The organism is Mucilaginibacter limnophilus (assembly GCF_004005815.1).
Taxonomy (GTDB): Bacteria; Bacteroidota; Bacteroidia; order Sphingobacteriales; family Sphingobacteriaceae; genus Mucilaginibacter; species Mucilaginibacter limnophilus.
The window spans coordinates 22,357-41,593 of record NZ_SACK01000007.1; the positions used below are offsets into that span (position 1 = coordinate 22,357).

The following is a 19,237-nucleotide window of genomic DNA, read 5'->3' on the forward strand; positions in this document are numbered from 1 at the left end:
GAAAAAAACGAAGAATATTATTTATGACACCTGCCTTTTCCGAACAGTTTTCCCAGTCGCCGTTGACTTTTATCCTTCTTTTTATTATCGCTTTAACCAGTGCGATTGGTATGTGGCGCCGTCCGCTCCTTCACCAGTTACTATTAGCCCCGTACAGCATCATACACAAAAAGGAATATTACCGGTTGTTTACCGCTGATGCCGTCCACAACAGCTGGCCACATGTAGCAGTAAATCTTGGTATGCTTTATATCTTCGGTGCACCGCTTGAACAATCGCTCCGCTTTGCAGGACACATGCTAATTTTTGTACTGGTCTATTTTTCGGGGCTATTAGCAGGAGGCGTTGCGGTTGCGTTTCATCACCGGAATGATCGCGGTTATTTAAGTGCCGGCTGTTCAGGAAGTGTTATGGCCTGTATGTTCAGCAGTATGCTGATGCTTCCGGACCGGATAGTTTTTTACGTGCCGGGCATAGGTGCTGTATCGAACATTTATAGTGGATTATTCTACCTGGTTATATTGTGGTGGGTGGGCAAGAAGGATATAAGTAGCAGAATGAACCACGAACAGCATTTCTATGGTGCCCTTGGCGGCATCACCGTGACAGTTGGGCTATTTCCGGAGGTGTTAAAAGGGTTGTCCTGAGACAACCCTGCTGATTTTACCACCAGCCCAGGCATGCCGGGCCGGTTGCAGCGACAGCCGCGCCGAGCACCGCACCCGCTCCGCCGAACAGGCCGCCAAGCGAGGCGTTAAAGGCGATTGCGGCGGCACATGCGGCCTTCGGTGCTGCGTCGCCGCCGGTTAGTTTCCCGGCGTCCTCATCTGTCAATTCTTTCATAAGTCGATGATTGCGTTTCTCCTTAATATTAAGGATTGCCCGAAATTCCATCTTCTGCCGCTGCTTAATAACAACTTTTAGGAATAATTTAAAACGTTTGTATATAGCATAATTTCCTGAATCAATTTCCGCCTTAATGATCTTGCACGACTTTTTTCAATAAACTGCCTATGAATACATGATTGTCATAGGGACATCTGCCATAAATACAAGCAGATAAAGTATAACTGCAAGTATTAGTATATCATTTCCTTTTACCTGAATTTTCATGCCTTATCAAACCTAACGGCCTATGAACTTCAGAACCTATGAAGAAAGACTGCAGTACCTGCTCGAACTGATCGGGAAAAAGCGGTTGCGCGATATCGCCGGTGTGGCCGAACGGTTTGATTGCAGCATAAGAACGGTAAAGCGCATGCTCGCCTATCTTCGTGAGAAGGGTCATGACATCCGTTATGACCGCCTGGAAAAGCGCTATTTTATTGCCAACTCTGATGATGGCGCAAATGCCAAAGACAGAACGACCAAACGCTGATTCTAAAAAAAGGAAGAAAATTTCAAAGGGACACCTTCTGGCACTATAGGGTATACAATTTTGTTTTATGCCTGGATTAGCAAACTTTCGATGGATTACACCTGTTGCACGCTTCCTCCTCATTATACTATGGGTTTACGCCGTTGCCGCTAAAATGCGGGACTTCCAGCGCTATGCTTATGAAATGCAACAGCAGGTATTCAGTGCAAAGCTTGCTACGTTTTTGGCTTATGCATTACCGTTGGCGGAGCTGTTGGCCGTAATTATGCTGATCGCCGAATCAACCGTGTTTGCGGGGCTGGCCCTGTCGGCAATGCTGCTATTGGCATTCACTGGCTATAGCGCCGCGGTCCTTTTGCATTGGTTTCCAAAAATTCCCTGCCCGTGCGGCGGACTGATCAGCGAGTTAAGCTGGCTGCAGCACCTGCTATTTAATCTGTCGTTTTTATTGCTGACCCTCATCTCCATATTGACAATTGCAAAAGAAAGGAGGTCAACAGCCAATTAACCGCAATCATCTGCCCCGGTTCAAGGAGCCTGTGCAGAACCAGTACTGAAAAAACATATCCATAATTTTTAACCATAATTCCAATACCATGAAAAAGTTCAAATTGAGTTTGTCGCTGCTAGCGGCAGTATTAGGCCTCACCGCCTCTTTCGCCTTCAAAGCTCCGGCTCCTATTAAACACGGCAAATTTGCTGTAGCCTGGTTCTTATATAACGGCGGCCCTGCAAACCAGGCATCCAGCTATAACAAAACCAGCGGCACGCCGAGTTGTAACGGCAACGGCGCCCTTTGTGCGATCAGGGGTGAGGAAGACGGAACCAGCGGCCATCCGATGGCATCGGTTCTAACCGATCCTGACACTGAAAGAAGAAAGTTTAATTAGCAGCGAAAATAGGGGGGAACCATCGGTTCCCCCTTTTGCTATAACCCAGTCCAACCTAACTTTAGCCTAATTTTGCTCGATACCACCCAAGTCTATAACCTTTTGTGGGATCGGCAACACCAGTTTTTCGCTTCCGGCCGGTAACTCATAGGTTGTGCCGCTGACCGTACGGCTTACCGATACAGCGAAATCAGGGTCACGGGATAACCGTCGTATATCCATCCAGCGCAGGTTCCTAAAAGCCAGTTCCTTCCGTCTTTCCGCCAGTATGATTTCCAGGGCCGACTTACTATCCGCCGCCACGAACGGCGTAAAGTTGTCGGAGCGGTAACGTTTTTCACACAGTTCATTTATCAGCGCCATGGCATGGGCTGTGTTGCCAACTCTTGCGCTGCTTTCCGCAGCATTCAGATAAATTTCATCGGTGGCTATGCCGCCAAACAACTGACGGGACCCATAATAACTACCGCGGAACATAATGTTGCCGTCGCTGCCGTCCTGAAAGTAAAGCGTGCGCCGCAGATCGTTGGCGGCATAGCTGTTAAACAACGAGCTATTGACCCGGAAGTACGCGGCACTGAAAGCGGTGTGCGGAAACAGTCTTGCGTCGAAAGTTACCTCTTTATTGTAAGATGGAAATGGGTATGACGGCGATGGCGATTGAGTGTTATAATCGATTAGTTCCGGGGCGATCGTGAGGTAATCGTTAGCGTATTTTAGGCTATTTATATAATCACCTGTCGCAAGGTAGACCCGCGACAATAAGCCGAGTGCCGCTGTTTTGGACGGTCTGGATTTAAATTTGGGCGTTACGCGGAGCAGCTGAACGGCCGACTGCAAATCGGCTATCACTTGTTCATAAGATTGCGCTAGGGACGCCCGGGAAGATGGCTTGCTGATGTCCGCTGAAAGACGCAGGACGATTCCTTTGTCCGCAGATGCAGTCGCCGGGTTATAAGGCTTCGCAAATTCCTGCAGCAGATGGTAAAACGCCAGTGCCCGGAAAAACAATGCCTGTCCCTTCACGTCGTCCCTTTCTGCGGCGGACTTATAAGGTGTCTTATCGATAGCATCCAATACCACGTTCGCATTAAAGACGATCTTGTAACCAACCGTCCAGTCATTACTGTCATTGTCGTTGAATACATTCCGTGACCAGATATACAGGTTGGCCGAAGTCGCTGAGGACTGAAACAGGCCCTGCCAAAGTTCATCGGTGAAATAAATGTTGTCTGAACAAACCTCACCTGCAGAGGGAATCCGCTGATTGATGGTGTACGTGTCATCCAAAAAGTATTGCAGGTTCTGCAGGTCGTCTTCGGGGAGGATCTGCCTGCCATCAGGTTTTGCGTCCAGGAATTTTTTGCATCCCGCAACAGCGAATGCAAGTATCAATAATATCAGGTATTTTTTCATTGTGTGCTTTTTAAATATGTAAGAATGACGCATGGGTGATCGTCAGAATTTAGCCCGGATGCCGAACGAATAACTCGGCGATGGAGAAAGCGCTTCCGGTCCGAAATCGGGATCGAGCCCGGATTTATTCGCCCGCCACAGAATTCCCAAATCGCGGGCGTAAATGTAAAACGTAACCTGCTCAAGCCCGATAGCTTTAAGCTTGCTTCCTTTTCCGAGTCCCGGTGACCAGGAAAGGTTTACGTCCTGAAGCCGGATATTATCCGCTTTTTCCACCAATGCCGATGAGTAGGAGTTGAAATAGTCACGTTCATACGTGTTGCTGCTTAATGTAGGGATCGACGGGACATTCGTCCTGTTCTCGTCTCCGGGCTGCTGCCAGCGCTGTGCAAAATCTTTGTGGTTACGGCCATTCCTGACAAAGTAGTAATAAGACATCGTCGGACGCTGGAAGTAGTAGCCGAAGCGGTAGGTAACATTTACAAAAAGGGAAAAGCCCGCATAACTGAATGTGTTGTTCAGGTTGCCAAAGTGTACCGGCTGGGCTGGTCCGTGGTACTCCAGGTCACTTAGCTGCCCGTTCCATATAATCTCCGCATAGTCGCGGCTTGGCTGACCGTTAACGAAACCCCGCGGGTCACCTGTCTCCGGGTCAAGGCCGGCCCATTTATAACTGAGCACGCTGCTCACCGGCCTCCCTTCTATGGGGTTGATGCCGAACCCGCCGGTTATAAAGTTGTAACCGGATGTATTAGTACTGCTGTAACGGGTTACTTTATCGCGGTTATAGTTCCAGATAAGCGTGGTTTGCCAGCGAAAGTTGCCATTTAAGTTGAGACTGTTGAGTTGGACGTCCCAGCCTTTGGTTTGCATATCAGCGATATTCCTCACCACCGATGCCGAAGGGATGCCTACCGTCGGGTCGATCGGTTGTCTCCCGATCAGGTCAGTGGCTTTTTTATAGTAATACTCCACCGACCCGGACAACCGGTTGTTGCTGGTGCCGAAGTCCAGGCCGATGTTGGTGACGGATACTTTTTCCCATCGTAACGATGCATTCGGAAAGCTGGAAATGTAGGCGTATGGCTGGTTATTGTAATTGCCCTGGTCCTGAGATAGGGTCGCTTTTGCAGAAAGATTCCGGGGAAGGTTCCCGTTGTACCCGTATGTCGCTCTCAGTTTCAGGTAGTTCAGCGGTCCGGCAGGGAAGAACTTTTCATTGGAAATATTCCAGGCTACGCCCGCCGACCATAGGGGGACAGTACGTTTGTTGGCGTCGCCCCCGAATATATTGGATGCATCCTTTCTCAGGCTACCGGATACGGTGTACCGTTCAAGATAGGTATAGGAGGCGTTAGCATAATATGAACGGAACCGGTTGTTGAGCTCCGTGAAACCTGTTTGATAGGGAATGCCCTGGTAGTTTCCCGGATCATAGTATTGTTGAAAGTAACTTACCATATAACCGTACACGGTATTGCCGAAGCTTTCGGTATTGATACTGCGCAGTTCAGTACCCGCGAGTATGTTCATGTCATGTGCGCCCCAGTTGCGGCTGTACTTCAGTTGCGCCCTGCCGCTGTGCGAACGTAAGCCCTCATTGTTCTTGTACATGACACCACCCTCGGGCACGGGGAAGCTGAGGTTACCTGAACCGTCATCCTGGGTGAAGCGGTTCTTGAGATCGCGGCTGTAATAAGAATCTTTTGTATAAAGGTCGGAAAGTTCGGTGTCTACCCATTCATACTGGTATTGGACTTGAGCATGGAGATCGCCGGTAAGCCTGTAATCCAGGTTTAACCCGGCTACCAGATCGTTTATCGCTGTCGCTGTTTGCCGCTCTTTAAAATCATTTAAAGGGTAATAAGACCAGTCACTTAACCCGTTAGCAACCGCCGCGTCTGCATAGCTGTCACGAAAGTCCCTTGACAAACGCGCGGGGTTGCCTGCACCATCGGCCAGCCGGGCATAGGGGTAAATGAAAGAACTTAGCCCCGGTTTTACAGCGGACCATACCGGTCTGCCGTTATCCAGCTGTGAGCGGCTGAAGGCTAGCACCGGGTTCGCTGTCAGACGCCCGAAATTCAACTGGTGATCGGTACGCAAGCTCAGCCTGCCTGTTGTAGCACCAAGGTTGTCACTGTTGTGGTCGTAACCGATGGAATAATAATAAATTTGTTTGTCGGTTCCGCCACGGACATTCAGCGCATATTGCTGGTTGATCCTGTTTTGGTAAAGGTATTTTCGGAAATCGTCACGGACATCATAGCTACTCAACTCCGCAAGCCTCCTGTCGAGTTCCCCTGCGGAAATACTGCCGTCACGGGCGAGGATCATCTGTTCCACGGCCGGGCTAAGCACGGGATGTGTCGGATCGTTCTCTGTAGCATTGTAGAAGCCGTTGTCAAACAGGTAGCGTTCGTAAAAGATATAATCTTTTGACGCCATCACGGGTATTTCACGCAGGTCAGGTGGTCGTCCGACAGTCAGGTTACTGTTGAAACTGATTTCGCGGTGATTCGTTAAGCCCTTTTTCGTATTTATTACGATTACGCCGTTTGCTGCGCGAACGCCCCATATTGAGGCCGCGGCGGCATCTTTAAGGACGGTGATGCTTTCCACGTCGTTCGGGTTGATACTGTTAAGGCTCCCGTCGTATGGAAAATTGTTTAGTACGATAAGCGGCTGAGTGTTCGAGTTAATGGTGCTAAGACCACGCACGCTGATCTGACGCTGGTTGTCATTCCGCTCATCGAAAGAAATGCCGTTGGCGTTTCCCTTTAGGCGCGAAAGAATATCGGTGCTGACGCTGTTATTAAGCGTTTTTTCGCTGATCTGTGAGAACGCGCCCGTCGCCCGTTCCTTGGGCAGCTGGTAGTAACCAGTCGAAACCACAACAGTCTCCAATTCTGTGGCAGACGACTGGAGTACGATAGTTAAAGGTCTAGTAACCGGCCAGCTGACAGGAACACGGGCCAAACGGAAACCAACGTGCGATATGACCAGCGTGTCGGATTGGCGTGATAGTAAGATGATAAACTGACCATCGGCGCCGGCTGCACTTTGTGATTTCGATAATTTTAATGCGACAGTGGCGGCAATTGGCTTGCCGTCGTCAGTCAGTACCTGCCCGGTGACAAGTCGCTGAGCGCTCACGTCAAAAAAGAATAATAGTGCCAGGAGGCAAAGGAGGAATTGTTTGTTCATGTCAAAGGATTTGGGTTCGATTTACTCTGTTAATTGAGAAGATTGGTTATGAAGGGTGTCCACGAAAAGCATGTCGAGCTCCCTGCTTTCCGAACTTAAAACCAGGTTATGCGGCCTGAGCTTCTCGTTGAGCGCCTCAAGACTGATATTGTCAAAGCGGATTACTGCATTCAGCTTTACATCGCCACCCGTCTCATCGATGACCGGAGGCATACCGCGCAGGTTGTTCAAATAGCTCGTCAGTTCATTGGTCCATTTGAAGGGCTGAATGTCGTCCGCTATGACTGCAACATGCGGCGCTGTAACCTGTGTTGACTGACGCCTCCGGCGCAATATGTAGCAATTCATCTGATGTCTTTGCAAACTCACCTTGATGCCGGTAGCTTGTAAAAGATCACTGCGCATTAGCGGACGCAGCAACTCCTTACGTTCGGCCGGCACGATCAGTTCGTAACAGTACATGCTTTCACGGTTCCTCAGCTTTGGATCATAACGGAATTTGCGGTGAAGCGTAGTGTCAGAATAGATGATGCGGTTGGGAGGGAAGCTATCTGACATCAGGTGTAACGACAGGCAGTACAAGCGGAACAGGTCGGTATTGATGCCATACATACGAAGTTGCTTGCCCATATTGTCGAGGCCCGACTGCTCCGGAACGCCAGGTTGATAAGGGGAAATGGCCGACTTGAACAAGAAATTGTCACCGAAACCTGAACTGTTAAATATCGGTTTATCGGCATCAAAGGTCAAAAGGTCATTTTTGTACTCGGAGAACGCGGCTTTGCCATTCAAAAGGATATGGTCTATATTGACAGCTGACAGTTCAGATTGGTCTGTCGCTCCCAGGTAGATACCATCAGTTCCGATCCATACGAGATGCGGTACCAGCTTATGCGGAAACATCGCTGCCAGTTTGTGGTCGCCCGTTATCATTGGAATCGGATTATCCTTGACAAGGCTGTTGACCTGCGCAATTTTTTCGATGACCTGCGCAGATTGTGCGCTAACCGCCAAGATTTGTATGCGGTCGCCATAAGTTTTCTGTAATGACTTGACTTTTGGCATAAGGAGAAGGCAGCCCTTACACCATGATTCCCAGAAGTCGAGTATCAACAACTTGCCACGAAAGTCGGCTATATTAGCTGTTGCACCAGAAAAGTTGATGATGTTTTCAAGAAGCATTTCCGGCACCTTTTCGCCCTGTTTAACGGGCGTTATTTGCTGAGCACCGCATTTGGCAGGAATGATAAACCAAACCAGCAGCCAAAGGAAAAATATAGCTATACGGTATAGATTCTCAATGATAAATCGCTTACCTACACGATAAAAGTGATCGGTTAATGGGTAATATAGCTGCTTCCGGAAAGGCAATAGGGATCCCGGGAAGCGAATTTTGTGCTTCATTTAAAGAGGGTGATAAATTAAAAAAAGAGGTTAATTCGGCGAGAAAAGAACAGAAAACGGCAACCCATAAACTATTAACTGTAGGTTGCCGCTTTCGTCCGTCATTCAGGCGGACTGATTAATAGGAGCCAGGTGAAAACGGGGAGCTTAACCATCCTGCTCTCCTTTCTTGGGTAAATCAACAGAACCAACTACACAAAATTCTTTATACGCCGCATTGACCAGCACATTAAGCTGGTCAAGCACCATTGCCACTTCTTCATCCGACATCACGTCCTTTATATAACATTCCTTGGTCACCCAGCATTGAAATATACGCCAGAAAAACAGATTGACCGATTGCGGCGTCTTATCAAGAAAAAACTTTGACAGCGCATCCCTCAAGGGCAGATCGTCAGGAAAAGAAAAGTTAGACAGTGCAGCTTCCATATAACAAAACAAAAAGTTTAGGATGGTAAGCGAGTCACGCAAATAGCAAAGAAAATAAAAACGCCATAGGCGTGGACCCAACTTACCGACTTAGGGCACCTGAGAAGGCCCAACCAACGGCAAGAGAGGCCCACACCTATGGCGTGGGCAGTTCACTCTTGGTCTCGTTGGTTTTGGAAATTTCTCAGGTTTCAAAGTCGAGACAAAAAAGCGAGTGCTTATATCAATAAGATATTTAAGTATCGCAAAACAAATATAAAAAATAATTCAATAGGTTGTACGATCGTACGATTTTTTAAATATTTAATAGCTGATATTGCAGTATAAATCTATACTCTAACATTGGAAGCTGATTTCAAAAAATTTAAAATTCAGTTTGGCCAGAATGTCAAGCGTCTGAGATTGTCTAATAAATATACTCAAGACGAACTTGCGGTGGCATCAGAACTGGCAGACGGAAAATTTATTTCCAGAATTGAATCGGGAGAAAAGGACATTCAGCTTTTGACAATTTTTAAACTCGCAAAAGGTTTAAACGTTGCACCTAAGATCCTCTTAGATTTCGAGATTTAGGAAAACTAAATTGAATCCGGCTTCCCTCTGATCAGACATGTAGGACCAATGAGAATTCTGTATTCCAACTACTCGTTCAAGATCGATGCAATTATTACGGGTTAAGTTGCACCTTGCGGAAAGCCTGAAACAACTGTCTCACTTTGCTGAAAACCTGACTGATCCTCGTAAAATTAATCGTGCATCCGTATTTTGGTTTGGGCATGAGCTCATAAGCCGAAATCTCAAGAATTTCTGCAATTTCAAATACCCGTGTGACTGTGATGTCTGATTCATTCCGTTCGATTTTCGAATAGGCCGGCTGGGATATTTCCAGTTGGAAAGCCATATACTCTTGGCTGTAACCCTTTATCGCTCGCTGAACACGAATCAGTTCTCCAATTGTTTTTTGTTTGTCCATAATATTTGATGTTAGAATTTATGTATTGATAGTAAGGCTGGATACGAGATGATGACTCCTGTAATTCACCCTTTGTTCCAATCTACACTCTGTTTACCAGCCCAAGTTGCTGTTCCTGAAGCTACGCTTGGTTTGTCTTCATTGGCGAAGAATACTGTGGACCTTTTACCAATTAACAGGCTTTCTTTATAAAATGGCTACGGGCTTTTCCTCGCAAATAACAGCTGAAAAGGCAGTGATTTAGGCAACCGCACATTTTTTAACAGGCGTTCATATACATTAAATTATAAGATTGTAGAGCTCTGCAGTGATAGGTGATTGCGCACTAAAACACGGTGACGATTACCTACCGGCTCTCTTACCATTTCTATGTATATGATATTGTGTTTTACAAAATCAACAGCAACAGCGCCACATGCATTTGAGGCAAGCATGCCTTACAAAGCCAGTTCTTATAAGTTGTTTTATTTTTTAAAACACTTCAACAACCTTAATCTATTTGAAAATAAACACTTACAAAAGTAATATACTAATTTAATTAAGAATATAAATAATCTAGCCTTAGATTGTTGTTGATGATTTGTTGGTTATTCGGCGAAATGAATCGTTATTTAAACCCAAGCCGACAGCAAGCAACCATATACCTGTTCATATTTTTGGTATTGTTTATCCGAAAGGATATGATACCCTGTCTTCAGGCCTTGGCGCAAAGAAAGCCTTTATTTGGAGAAGCAGAAAGCGGCTTCATAATAACAGTTGTCTTTTACGATAGTGCAATAAGCTAAATTTAACAAGATTTGAAAAGATATTCAGTCTGAAAATGTTGTCTGTTGCAATGATTTTCACTGACATTCTGCCACACATTTCTAAAAATATCTAAATCCCTAAAAACGAGTTGTGAATTTGCCCTTGGCAGAGCAAGAAAAACTTTTTGTGACACAATAAGATATCTTGCTTTTACTAAAAAAAAAGTTTTACACAAGCTGTTTGCTTTTGATTTAACTTGGCTGAAACACCCGATGAAAGCGACCTAAGCATCTGAGGCTCATCCTTACAAACGTGTTTTGCCTTCAATAGATAAATGCTCAATCACAAATCCTATCTGCTAACATTTGCGGTCCATTTGACCTTTTCTAGTCCCTTAGTTGCAACCTGCATGGCGCATCACCAGTTACAAAGACGGAAACATTTGAATTTATTACTGATCGACAATTATTTAAACATACGGTATCATATAAAGCCGCCTCAGGAAATTTTACTGTTTACTTTGAAATAAAATACAATGCTGACGCAAAAGTTAAGGAAGTAGTTAAAATCGGCAAGGAATATTATCCTTGGCAAAACTGACATTTTCGTATTCAGGCAATATGGTTACGACCGTTTACGATTACCCTGAAGGATATGATGAAACGCTGACGACTACTATAGATACACATGGGCGTATTGAAAAAGTAGTTGGCCGGCAACAGCAATATCAGTTTGAATATGACTATAGTGATAATATCGCAAAGCGGGGCTTATATGATAACGATAATCCTAATGTTCCAACTTTCATTGTGAATTTTGGTTACGACAAAAAAAATAGTCCTCTTTCAGGCTTTAATGGTTATTTTTACATATTGACGCAGGCCTTTAACGATATATACAGCGCGGTCAACAAGCGGATCAGCAATAATAACCTGGAATTCTATAATCACACGTATAATAAATAATGGATATCCTAAGCAGATGAACGTAACCCACAGCGGAGTGGCTGTCCTTAAGGTTGAGTACAACTATGATAGCGTCGTAATTGACAGGTAAAGGTCGTTTAACTTTACTAATAGATTATTGATACGCTTCTAATACCCCAAAATTCTTGAACGTCCTAATAGAACCATGCTTTGTTGATTGAAAGAGTAAAGATCAATCAATAAAAGTATTTAAGGGATTAGCTCAGCAATACCGCTCAGGTTAGCTAAACAATAGCCTGTTGTTTTCGAAATGAATTGTTATTCGAAACCTAAGAAATAGCACGTAACCATAATATCTGTTCATATTTTTGGTATCGTTTATCGGAAAGGATACGATATCCTGTCGTCAGGCACTTGGCGCAAAAGAATGCTTTTATTGGGAAAAACAGGAAAATGGCTTTCATAATACCGGTTGTTTTTTTACGGTAATGGAACAAGTTGTTACACTTTCTGCAGCGTAACTGTGGTTTAAGATCTGGCATTAATGGTTGCATTAGATAATAAGCAAGATTGAGGTAAAGGCCATTCATTGTGATGTTATAAATGACCATGTTATTCTCAGGAAAGAAATCAATGGATACAGACCATTGCCGGATCTGAGGCGAATGACCCCCGGTATCGTTGAGCGCAATTACTTGCAAATCAAACATGACATTTGCGATATTATTGATCCAAAAATGGAAAAATTACTGAGCGATCCCGCGCTGGCACACCATGTCGTTAGCAAAAGTTAACGATCATTCGTCTGAGTATTTTGGAACGGTCACTAAATTTGCTCTTTTGCTTGCGTTCGTTAGACTGATTTTTTATACAGATGCAAGCAAAAAGCCGCTTTGGATCAGCTATTTTGAAAAAATATCAGTCGCACAGATTAAGCTATCCGCTTTAATTCAAATCAAGAATTTCGGTAAGTTCAATAGCTGTTGCGTAGTCGTAAAGGCCCCTGTTGCTTTAAACAATTACAAGCTTCGTCAGCACGTTGTTCAAATGTGGATACTCATAATCACATGCACGTGTTGAGCGAGTCGCGCACTGCTTCTTAATTAGAAGATCAACAGCTGAATGCACCTTTTTGAGGATTCACGTCAAGGATCAGTAAAATGAGTCGTTATCTTAAATATAAGTGATTGTAGAAATGTTTTGGAAGTTAGTTCTGCGTCCATTACATATGGCTCTTCGGTATGTATTTGTTTCAGAAAACGCGAACTGTTAAGCTTGTTTATGCTTTCAGCCATTTACAAATCTTTCTTGTCAAAAACTATTACCATACATTTGCGTTTTATTGCGCATATGCCTTTAACACACACTAAGCTGAGATTAATATTTCTTACTTTGATTCTGCTTATTTTGTCTTGCGGAAAAACAAATGAACTTATCCAAGGATTGCCGATAAATTCCGATGGCGATAGCCTAACATCTGGTTCTGCTACTTCCAACTACCCTAGGTTCCTTGGTCGCTTACTCAACGTATCAATTTATAACAACGGCATTGGCGGACAAACCGCGCAACAGATAGCAGGACGACAAGGTGGTTTGCCATTGAATATCACTATAGAAAATAATAAAATAGACGGCGGATCAAAGGTGAATGTGATCGAAATAACATCTGAGATAGCCGGCGAAACTGTCCCTAATTGGTTTTTAAATTCGAGCAGTGATGCAGCAAGAATGCGTGGGACTGTCAATGGAGTTGCATGCGAAATAGTTCGTAAGGGTTCTCAGTATATTATTCGATCACTTGACAAGACATCACTTGTTATTCAACCCCGGGCTTTGTTTATTCCGGATGATGGACGCAAACAAAATAATTGTATCGGAATTTATTGGATTGGTCGTAATAATATTAATTTGAAACCGAGTTCAGATAGCACTATCTATGGTGTAATAGAGATCGCAGCAAAGATGGTTGCCTACAACAAATCGGGTAAATATCTAGTGGTCGGTATCCTCAATTCTATTGGAGAGATTAAAGGCACAAGAGGCTATAACAGAGCTATGTTAACCAATCAAAAGCTTGAGGTAATCTACGGACAACACTTTGTGCCAATGACGCCTCCAACGGACGAGGAAATGTTAGCAGTCAATTATAGACCAACTGATGAAGACCGGGTTTATATTGCAAATGGGGTTTTCCCAAAGGGCCTAAGGCGGGATGCAACTCATTTTAATGATACTGGCAATGAACTTATCGCTAAGCGTATTTATAAATATTTTAAGGCAAACGGTTATAATAAATAAAAGAGCCGTTTGTGAACCTGGCTTTCTTATTATAAGTAAAGAGAGACTGCTGCTTGATAAGATGGGGCTCATACTGTAATTTCACTCATTGGAGTACATCTCGGCGTGTTAACCAGGTGATCGTTTATTTCGATTCCGTTTATTTTAAGTCAGTCATTCTGAGTTCCTATTTTAACCTTAGATAAGTGTGGTATTGTTGATGGTAAGGCCTGTTGAATTTAGGGTACGATCGTTTGAAAACCTTCAAGTAAGATCACGATTAGCATTAGTGCTGCGATAAAACTAGCAGGAAATTATTATTAAATGCAATAACTTATAAACAACCATTTGTAATTCATTAAAATCGCTTTAAATTTCAACGCATGCCACACAACCTTAATTATGTTAATTTTAATTATTACCCTTGCTGCCATCAACGTTGGCTTAATAGTAAGTAAAATAACGCGTCACAGTGAAATCATGGCGAAATCCGTCGAAAATTGGCCTGATGAGCTATCACATTGATTGTTACTAGAAGACATAGAGGTTGCTATTGATCTTAAATTATTTCTATCAAATAACGAGGAATCATTTATCTCATAAATGAAATAATGGCGATTAACAGGACGGATAGAGCGGCCAAAAAAGAAAATGTCATATAGTTTCTTTTCGTCCTGAAAAGATCTGGAAGGTTTCCAGAGCCTTGTAATCTTTCGTGTGCATTATAGTTTTTTATCGCCGCCGCTAGTAAGCAGATCGGCAACAACAATGTCAAGTAAAAATACATTAGCGGTTCATAAAGGTAATATTCTAACGTTTTCTGGAACATAACAGTTTACTACCGAACGGAAACAGTAGGGATTGTGTCGCTTTTGTGTAAAAGTGAGGAGTTCGAGGTTGTGGAATATTTGGTTCTCAGTATCTGAATGCGTTATTGATTATAGACAACGAGGTTATAACTGATTCTTAAAACATTAATGTTTTGTTGCGACATACCTTTTAGCGAGTTCTGAGATCTAAAATAATTAACAACGGGAGTTTGTAAAACGAGTCTTAAAATTATCTTCAGGCCTTATAGAAATAAATAATAGCAGCTGTGTCATTTCTGGTTGTAATTGCCCAGCTTAATTTGAAACTTCTTGAATTTTAAATTTTTATCCTTATAAAAATATATTTTTTAACTTTATCAAAAATCCTCGCATGAATAAATTTTTATTTTTTTTGTTAGCTGTTATCTTAACTTCAATTGCTTGTAAAAAAAATGAAAGCAATAGGCCTACGTCTACTGATAAAACATACACAGTAACCTTTAACACCACTCAAAACAGTGATGGGAATCAAAAGCTAATGGGAAAAGCATTACGAAAGAATTCTACTGCGAGTGCAGCTGCATCAACACTTTACTACATAGTAACAGATACTGCAAGTCTCAATCCGACGGTTTTGAGAACAATAAGTCAGGACAGCGCGTCGAATAATTTTGGGATGATTGTAGATCACTTGCCTGCTGGACATTATATGGTTTATATTGTAGCAGGCCAGCAGGGCCTATCGCTTTATTCAACTGCGGTGCAGTATGCAACAAATTCTGCTAATATAGCGTGGTCTGACACGTTTGCCGCCCGCGTTCCTCTTACAATAACAAACGCAGACGTAAACCAGTCAGTTTCGTTAGAACGGATTGTCGCCCAACTTCAAGTAAATATCAACGACGCCTTGCCAAGTAATGCTCACTCATTCGCAATTACGGTTACCAATGAATATAGATACTATGATTGTCATACACAAAAACCATCGGGTCCTGCGGCACAAAGGTTTAATAATATTATACCCGTTGATAGATTAGGGCAAGCAAACTACAATTTTGGGTACATTATATTAAACACATATGCACCAATAAAAATTCGTTTAATTTGTCTATCTGCTAGCGGGGATACTTTAGCGGATAAGACGATAAATAACATCAAGTTGGTTAAAAATAAACGCACCGTTTTATCAGGAAGTATGTTTTCAAATAATAACGATGTTAACGTCAATTTCGTCAAAGATTGGGACGATGAGATATTTAAGGTAATAAATTATTAGTACCCTTTTAGTTTATAATAACTGCATATAACAAGTTGTATGAAAATTTTTTTATGTATTTCTATTATCCTTTTTGTAGTGCTTTCTTGTAAAAAAAGCCAGTCAATAAAAGATGAAGAGAATGGAAAAAAATATCAAGTCAGCTTTGATGTACGTGACTTTACCCAAAAAGAGACTGACTTTGATAATACTTCAACTAGCCAACTAACGACACATAACACGCCAGAAGCAATTCCTATTGAGGATGTGATTTCCATTCTATATTGTGTAGTATACAGTAATGACGGTAAGCCGGCGATGACGATCCAGCAATTATCATCGCAAGCTAACTTTGGTAACCTTAACCTTAATCTTCCTAATGGTAATTACACAGTTGTTTTTGTAGGAGGCCAATCTGGGTTAATTTATAAGCCTAAGCGATTATCAGAGGACAAAATTTCTTACACAAGATCAACAGGCGCAGATTCTTTTTCGGATACATTTTATAAAAAGTTTGCCTTGGTAATTGACGGCGCTAATAATAATAGTTCTATAATCCTCGAAAGACTGGTGGGACGTGTTCGAGTGGTGATTGAGGACGCTCTTCCATTGGATATAAAATCGATAACTATTCGACAAACCACAAATATTTATGATGGGGTTCAGATAGCCACTGGTATACCTCTGACGCTGTCAACAGACTTATATGCTGGAACGACTGTCCAACTACCAACGTCGAGTGTTGGTCTTACCGGTTATTCACTTTCGTTTGTGACGTTAAATACTTTGAAATCTTTCAATGTTGAAATAGCTGTTAAAAAAGGCAGTTCCTACTATCAGAATACAACACTGGTAAGGGATGTGACTGTTGGCGCCAATAAGACAACAGTTCTCACGGGAAAATTGTTTGAGTCAGAATCCGCATCGCCAGGCAACGGTTTTTTAATTGACATTAACCAGGCTTGGGACCCGGAAGATTTAGATATCCCATTTTAATTTACATTCTTTTTTAGATGGTGAATGCCGTCTTGATTATTTAACGCTGATACTCTTTGTCATATTAACTTTTACTTTAGCCAATTCCGTATCTAATCTTATATAAATGGAGTCTATTATTGAAGCGCCTGTTACTATACAGCAAACCATAAACCGAAACGAAACCAAAATTCATTTAAACTATTTAGACGGTCTAAGGGCAGTATTAGCCATGTACGTTCTTTTATATCACTTTATGCGAGAGGTTGATGTCAAAACCAACTTAGTCGCAAGGCTTATATCATACCCTTTTATTTACGGGCCTAGCGCTGTTGTAGCTTTTATTGTGCTTTCGGGATTTTGCTTAATGCTGCCTGTAACTAGAAATAATAATTATTTAAAAGGGACAACAGGGAATTTTATTCGCAAACGTGCAAAAAGGATTCTACCGACCTATTACCTGGCTATGCTTTTCGCAATAGTACTTATTGTTTCCGTAATTGATAACAATTCCGCTACTCAGTGGAATGGTGTTGCGATTTTGAATCCCAAAGTTTTGATAACACACATTTTGCTTATTCATAACATTTTTGGCGATACTTCAAGAACTATAAATTACTGTTTCTGGTCTATTGCCGTAGAATGGTATATATACTTTCTATTTCCGCCACTGGTGGTTTTTTGGAGAAGATTGGGCGCTGCGAAAGCTATGTTAATATCGTTTGCAGCAACCTTGGCGTTATGTATTGTGCTGGCACATTCCCGATTGAATTTAGATTTTCAAGCCATCAGCCCTAATTTTATCAGCTGTTTTGCTCTTGGGATGCTAGCCTGTCACCTTTCATTTTCTGAAAATAAGATACGCCTTTTTTTTATTAAACATAAGTCTTCAATCCTTGTTCTTCCGATTTTAGCTGGCCTGATCGTTGCTTGTGAGCACTTTAAATATATATTACGGAGATATGAAAGTCCCATTTACACTTCTGGCTCGTTAACTACTGACTTCCTGATGGCATTATTTATATGTTTACTATTGATATTCTTATCAATAAACACTGCGCCACTTTTAAAGAAGATATTGTCATTTAAACCCTTAGTTTTTATCGGAACTTTTGCCTATAGTATATATCTTATTCACGCGCCTATTATCGAGATATTTATGCGCTACATAATACTCCCATTTCATTTGCGTGCTTTACCAAGCATCATTGGAATACTACTGATAGGGCTTCCAGCAATATTGACGGTATCTTGGTTATTTTACTTAGTTGCTGAAAAACCTTTCTTAAAAAACGTTATCCCTAAAAAACATCATCTTGATGTTAAACATTAAATCTGATTTTAAGTCAAAAATTTATTTGCCTAAGAATTGATTAACGTTGTTGTCGTTTCAAGCTTTCCGACTAGAAACGAAATCAATTTCAGTGCATGTATGATGGAATATATTCATGAATATGCGAAGTTTTAAGGGGGGGTATAAATCGGTAACTAGTCTTCAAGATAAAAGTAGGTGCAAAATTCGATGCTGTTGTGCTGGCACTATAATTGTAATTAGTGCACTGCTCGCCTTATAAGTCCTGCGAATGATGTCGCTATTAATTTAATTAAATTATAGTAATTTAAAAGTATCATTAATTGTTTAACTTGGCCCAGTGCCTCTATTAAATCGTAATACCGATTATATAAAAATGGCAACATAAGTTTATTTTTTTTAAATTTGCTCTAATATACTACACTTGGTAATGAAAATTTTCAAATTCGGCTCCGCTTTCCTCGTTAATGCAGTACTTTTATTCCTTCTTTTAACTTCATGCTCTACTCCAAAAAATATTCCTTATTTTGAGAATATTCCTGACTCTGGTTCTATAGTAGATATTGAAACTACTCCTTTTAAAGAGCCATTAATTGCACCTGATGATATTTTGAGCATTACGATACAAACAATAGATCCAGAGGTCACAGGAATTGTAAATCAGGCACCATCATTTACTACATCTGGAGGTACAGGTATGGGTGTAGCATCATCTCAGCAAACAACTCCCGGTTATTTAGTTGGAAAGGATGGGAGTATAAACTTTCCAATGGTTGGCAAAGTTACTGTCGCTGGTTATACTACTCATCAGGCCGCTGATATAATTGCTGAAAGAGCCTCACAATATCTCAAGATGCCAACTGTACAAGTACGTTTCGCTAACTTTAAGATTACCGTATTAGGAGAGGTGAACCGCCCTGCAAGTTTTACAGTAGCTAATGAAAAAGTTTCAGTCATTGATGCAATCGGGTTAGCCGGCGATTTAACAATTTATGGTAAAAGAGAAAATGTATTAGTGATTAGAGAGAATAATGGGAAAAAAGAAGCTACTCGTCTAAATTTAACATCCGCAAGTATTTTCAAATCCTCGCATTACTATTTAAAACAGAACGATATAGTATATATAGAGCCTAATAAAGCAAAAATAGCGTCAAACAACGCTCCGAGAACACAAGCGATAACAATTTCCTTATCAGCCTTATCGTTGTTAGTACTTTTGGTTACCCGGCTATAACAATT

General features: G+C 42.1%; 18 protein-coding genes. 11 read left to right on the forward strand and 7 right to left on the reverse strand.

Annotated elements, in window-relative coordinates; all coding sequences use genetic code 11:
* Window positions 1-23: 23 nt before the first annotated feature.
* Window positions 24-647: a rhomboid family intramembrane serine protease gene (locus EOD41_RS14905; RefSeq protein ID WP_127706332.1), complete on the forward strand. Its 624-nt coding sequence runs from the start codon at window positions 24-26 to the stop codon at window positions 645-647.
* A 16-nt stretch (window positions 648-663) separates the two neighbouring features.
* On the opposite strand, the gene EOD41_RS14910 is transcribed toward EOD41_RS14905, so the two are convergent.
* On the reverse strand, window positions 664-894 hold the full coding sequence (locus EOD41_RS14910; RefSeq protein WP_127706334.1) for a hypothetical protein: 231 nt from the start codon (window positions 892-894) through the stop codon (window positions 664-666).
* 241 nt (window positions 895-1,135) lie between these two features.
* Between EOD41_RS14910 and EOD41_RS14915 the strand changes: the two genes are divergently transcribed.
* From EOD41_RS14915 to EOD41_RS14925, 3 genes are all read left to right on the forward strand, one after another.
* Complete coding sequence (locus EOD41_RS14915) at window positions 1,136-1,378, forward strand: hypothetical protein (protein ID WP_127706336.1); 243 nt, start codon at window positions 1,136-1,138, stop codon at window positions 1,376-1,378.
* 67 nt (window positions 1,379-1,445) lie between these two features.
* Window positions 1,446-1,886, forward strand: a complete 441-nt coding sequence (locus tag EOD41_RS14920; protein ID WP_127706338.1) for a MauE/DoxX family redox-associated membrane protein — start codon at window positions 1,446-1,448, stop codon at window positions 1,884-1,886.
* An 88-nt stretch (window positions 1,887-1,974) separates the two neighbouring features.
* Entirely contained in the window at window positions 1,975-2,268 is a 294-nt protein-coding gene (locus tag EOD41_RS14925; RefSeq protein WP_127706340.1) for a DUF6520 family protein, read from the forward strand.
* Between the two features lie 66 nt (window positions 2,269-2,334).
* Here EOD41_RS14925 and EOD41_RS14930 read toward each other — a convergent pair whose 3' ends face one another.
* From EOD41_RS14930 to EOD41_RS14945, 4 genes are all read right to left on the reverse strand, one after another.
* Window positions 2,335-3,684: a RagB/SusD family nutrient uptake outer membrane protein gene (locus tag EOD41_RS14930; protein ID WP_164849945.1), complete on the reverse strand. Its 1,350-nt coding sequence runs from the start codon at window positions 3,682-3,684 to the stop codon at window positions 2,335-2,337.
* Between the two features lie 42 nt (window positions 3,685-3,726).
* Complete coding sequence (locus tag EOD41_RS14935) at window positions 3,727-6,840, reverse strand: SusC/RagA family TonB-linked outer membrane protein (RefSeq protein WP_164849946.1); 3,114 nt, start codon at window positions 6,838-6,840, stop codon at window positions 3,727-3,729.
* 72 nt (window positions 6,841-6,912) lie between these two features.
* A complete protein-coding gene (locus EOD41_RS14940) occupies window positions 6,913-8,295 on the reverse strand; it encodes a TlpA family protein disulfide reductase (RefSeq protein ID WP_127706346.1) in 1,383 nt (460 codons plus the stop codon).
* Window positions 8,296-8,442: 147 nt separating this feature from the next.
* Complete coding sequence (locus tag EOD41_RS14945) at window positions 8,443-8,724, reverse strand: hypothetical protein (RefSeq protein WP_127706348.1); 282 nt, start codon at window positions 8,722-8,724, stop codon at window positions 8,443-8,445.
* A 342-nt stretch (window positions 8,725-9,066) separates the two neighbouring features.
* Between EOD41_RS14945 and EOD41_RS14950 the strand changes: the two genes are divergently transcribed.
* Window positions 9,067-9,297 carry a helix-turn-helix domain-containing protein gene (locus EOD41_RS14950; protein WP_164849947.1) on the forward strand — a complete coding sequence of 77 codons (231 nt, stop codon included), beginning with the start codon at window positions 9,067-9,069 and terminating at the stop codon, window positions 9,295-9,297.
* A gap of 94 nt (window positions 9,298-9,391) precedes the next feature.
* Here EOD41_RS14950 and EOD41_RS14955 read toward each other — a convergent pair whose 3' ends face one another.
* Window positions 9,392-9,697 (reverse strand): helix-turn-helix domain-containing protein, encoded by a 306-nt coding sequence (locus EOD41_RS14955; RefSeq protein WP_127706352.1) that lies wholly within the window; start codon window positions 9,695-9,697, stop codon window positions 9,392-9,394.
* Window positions 9,698-11,031: 1,334 nt separating this feature from the next.
* Between EOD41_RS14955 and EOD41_RS14960 the strand changes: the two genes are divergently transcribed.
* The gene (locus EOD41_RS14960; protein WP_127706354.1) at window positions 11,032-11,409 is read left to right on the forward strand and encodes a hypothetical protein; all 378 of its coding nucleotides are present in this window, start codon (window positions 11,032-11,034) and stop codon (window positions 11,407-11,409) included.
* 290 nt (window positions 11,410-11,699) lie between these two features.
* Here the strand turns inward: EOD41_RS14960 and EOD41_RS14965 are convergent, their stop codons facing one another.
* A complete protein-coding gene (locus EOD41_RS14965; protein ID WP_127706356.1) occupies window positions 11,700-12,080 on the reverse strand; it encodes a hypothetical protein in 381 nt (126 codons plus the stop codon).
* Between the two features lie 571 nt (window positions 12,081-12,651).
* On the opposite strand from EOD41_RS14965, the gene EOD41_RS14970 reads away from it, so the two are divergent.
* The 5 genes from EOD41_RS14970 to EOD41_RS14990 all read left to right on the forward strand — a co-directional run bounded on the left by EOD41_RS14970 (window position 12,652) and on the right by EOD41_RS14990 (window position 19,232).
* Complete coding sequence (locus EOD41_RS14970) at window positions 12,652-13,668, forward strand: hypothetical protein (RefSeq protein WP_164849948.1); 1,017 nt, start codon at window positions 12,652-12,654, stop codon at window positions 13,666-13,668.
* A gap of 1,179 nt (window positions 13,669-14,847) precedes the next feature.
* Window positions 14,848-15,732, forward strand: coding sequence for a FimB/Mfa2 family fimbrial subunit (locus tag EOD41_RS14975; protein ID WP_127706360.1), 885 nt, complete (start codon window positions 14,848-14,850; stop codon window positions 15,730-15,732).
* 39 nt (window positions 15,733-15,771) lie between these two features.
* Window positions 15,772-16,707: a FimB/Mfa2 family fimbrial subunit gene (locus EOD41_RS14980; protein ID WP_127706362.1), complete on the forward strand. Its 936-nt coding sequence runs from the start codon at window positions 15,772-15,774 to the stop codon at window positions 16,705-16,707.
* 106 nt (window positions 16,708-16,813) lie between these two features.
* Window positions 16,814-18,019, forward strand: coding sequence for an acyltransferase family protein (locus tag EOD41_RS14985; RefSeq protein ID WP_127706364.1), 1,206 nt, complete (start codon window positions 16,814-16,816; stop codon window positions 18,017-18,019).
* Between the two features lie 409 nt (window positions 18,020-18,428).
* On the forward strand, window positions 18,429-19,232 hold the full coding sequence (locus tag EOD41_RS14990) for a polysaccharide biosynthesis/export family protein (RefSeq protein ID WP_127706366.1): 804 nt from the start codon (window positions 18,429-18,431) through the stop codon (window positions 19,230-19,232).
* Window positions 19,233-19,237: the final 5 nt, after the last annotated feature.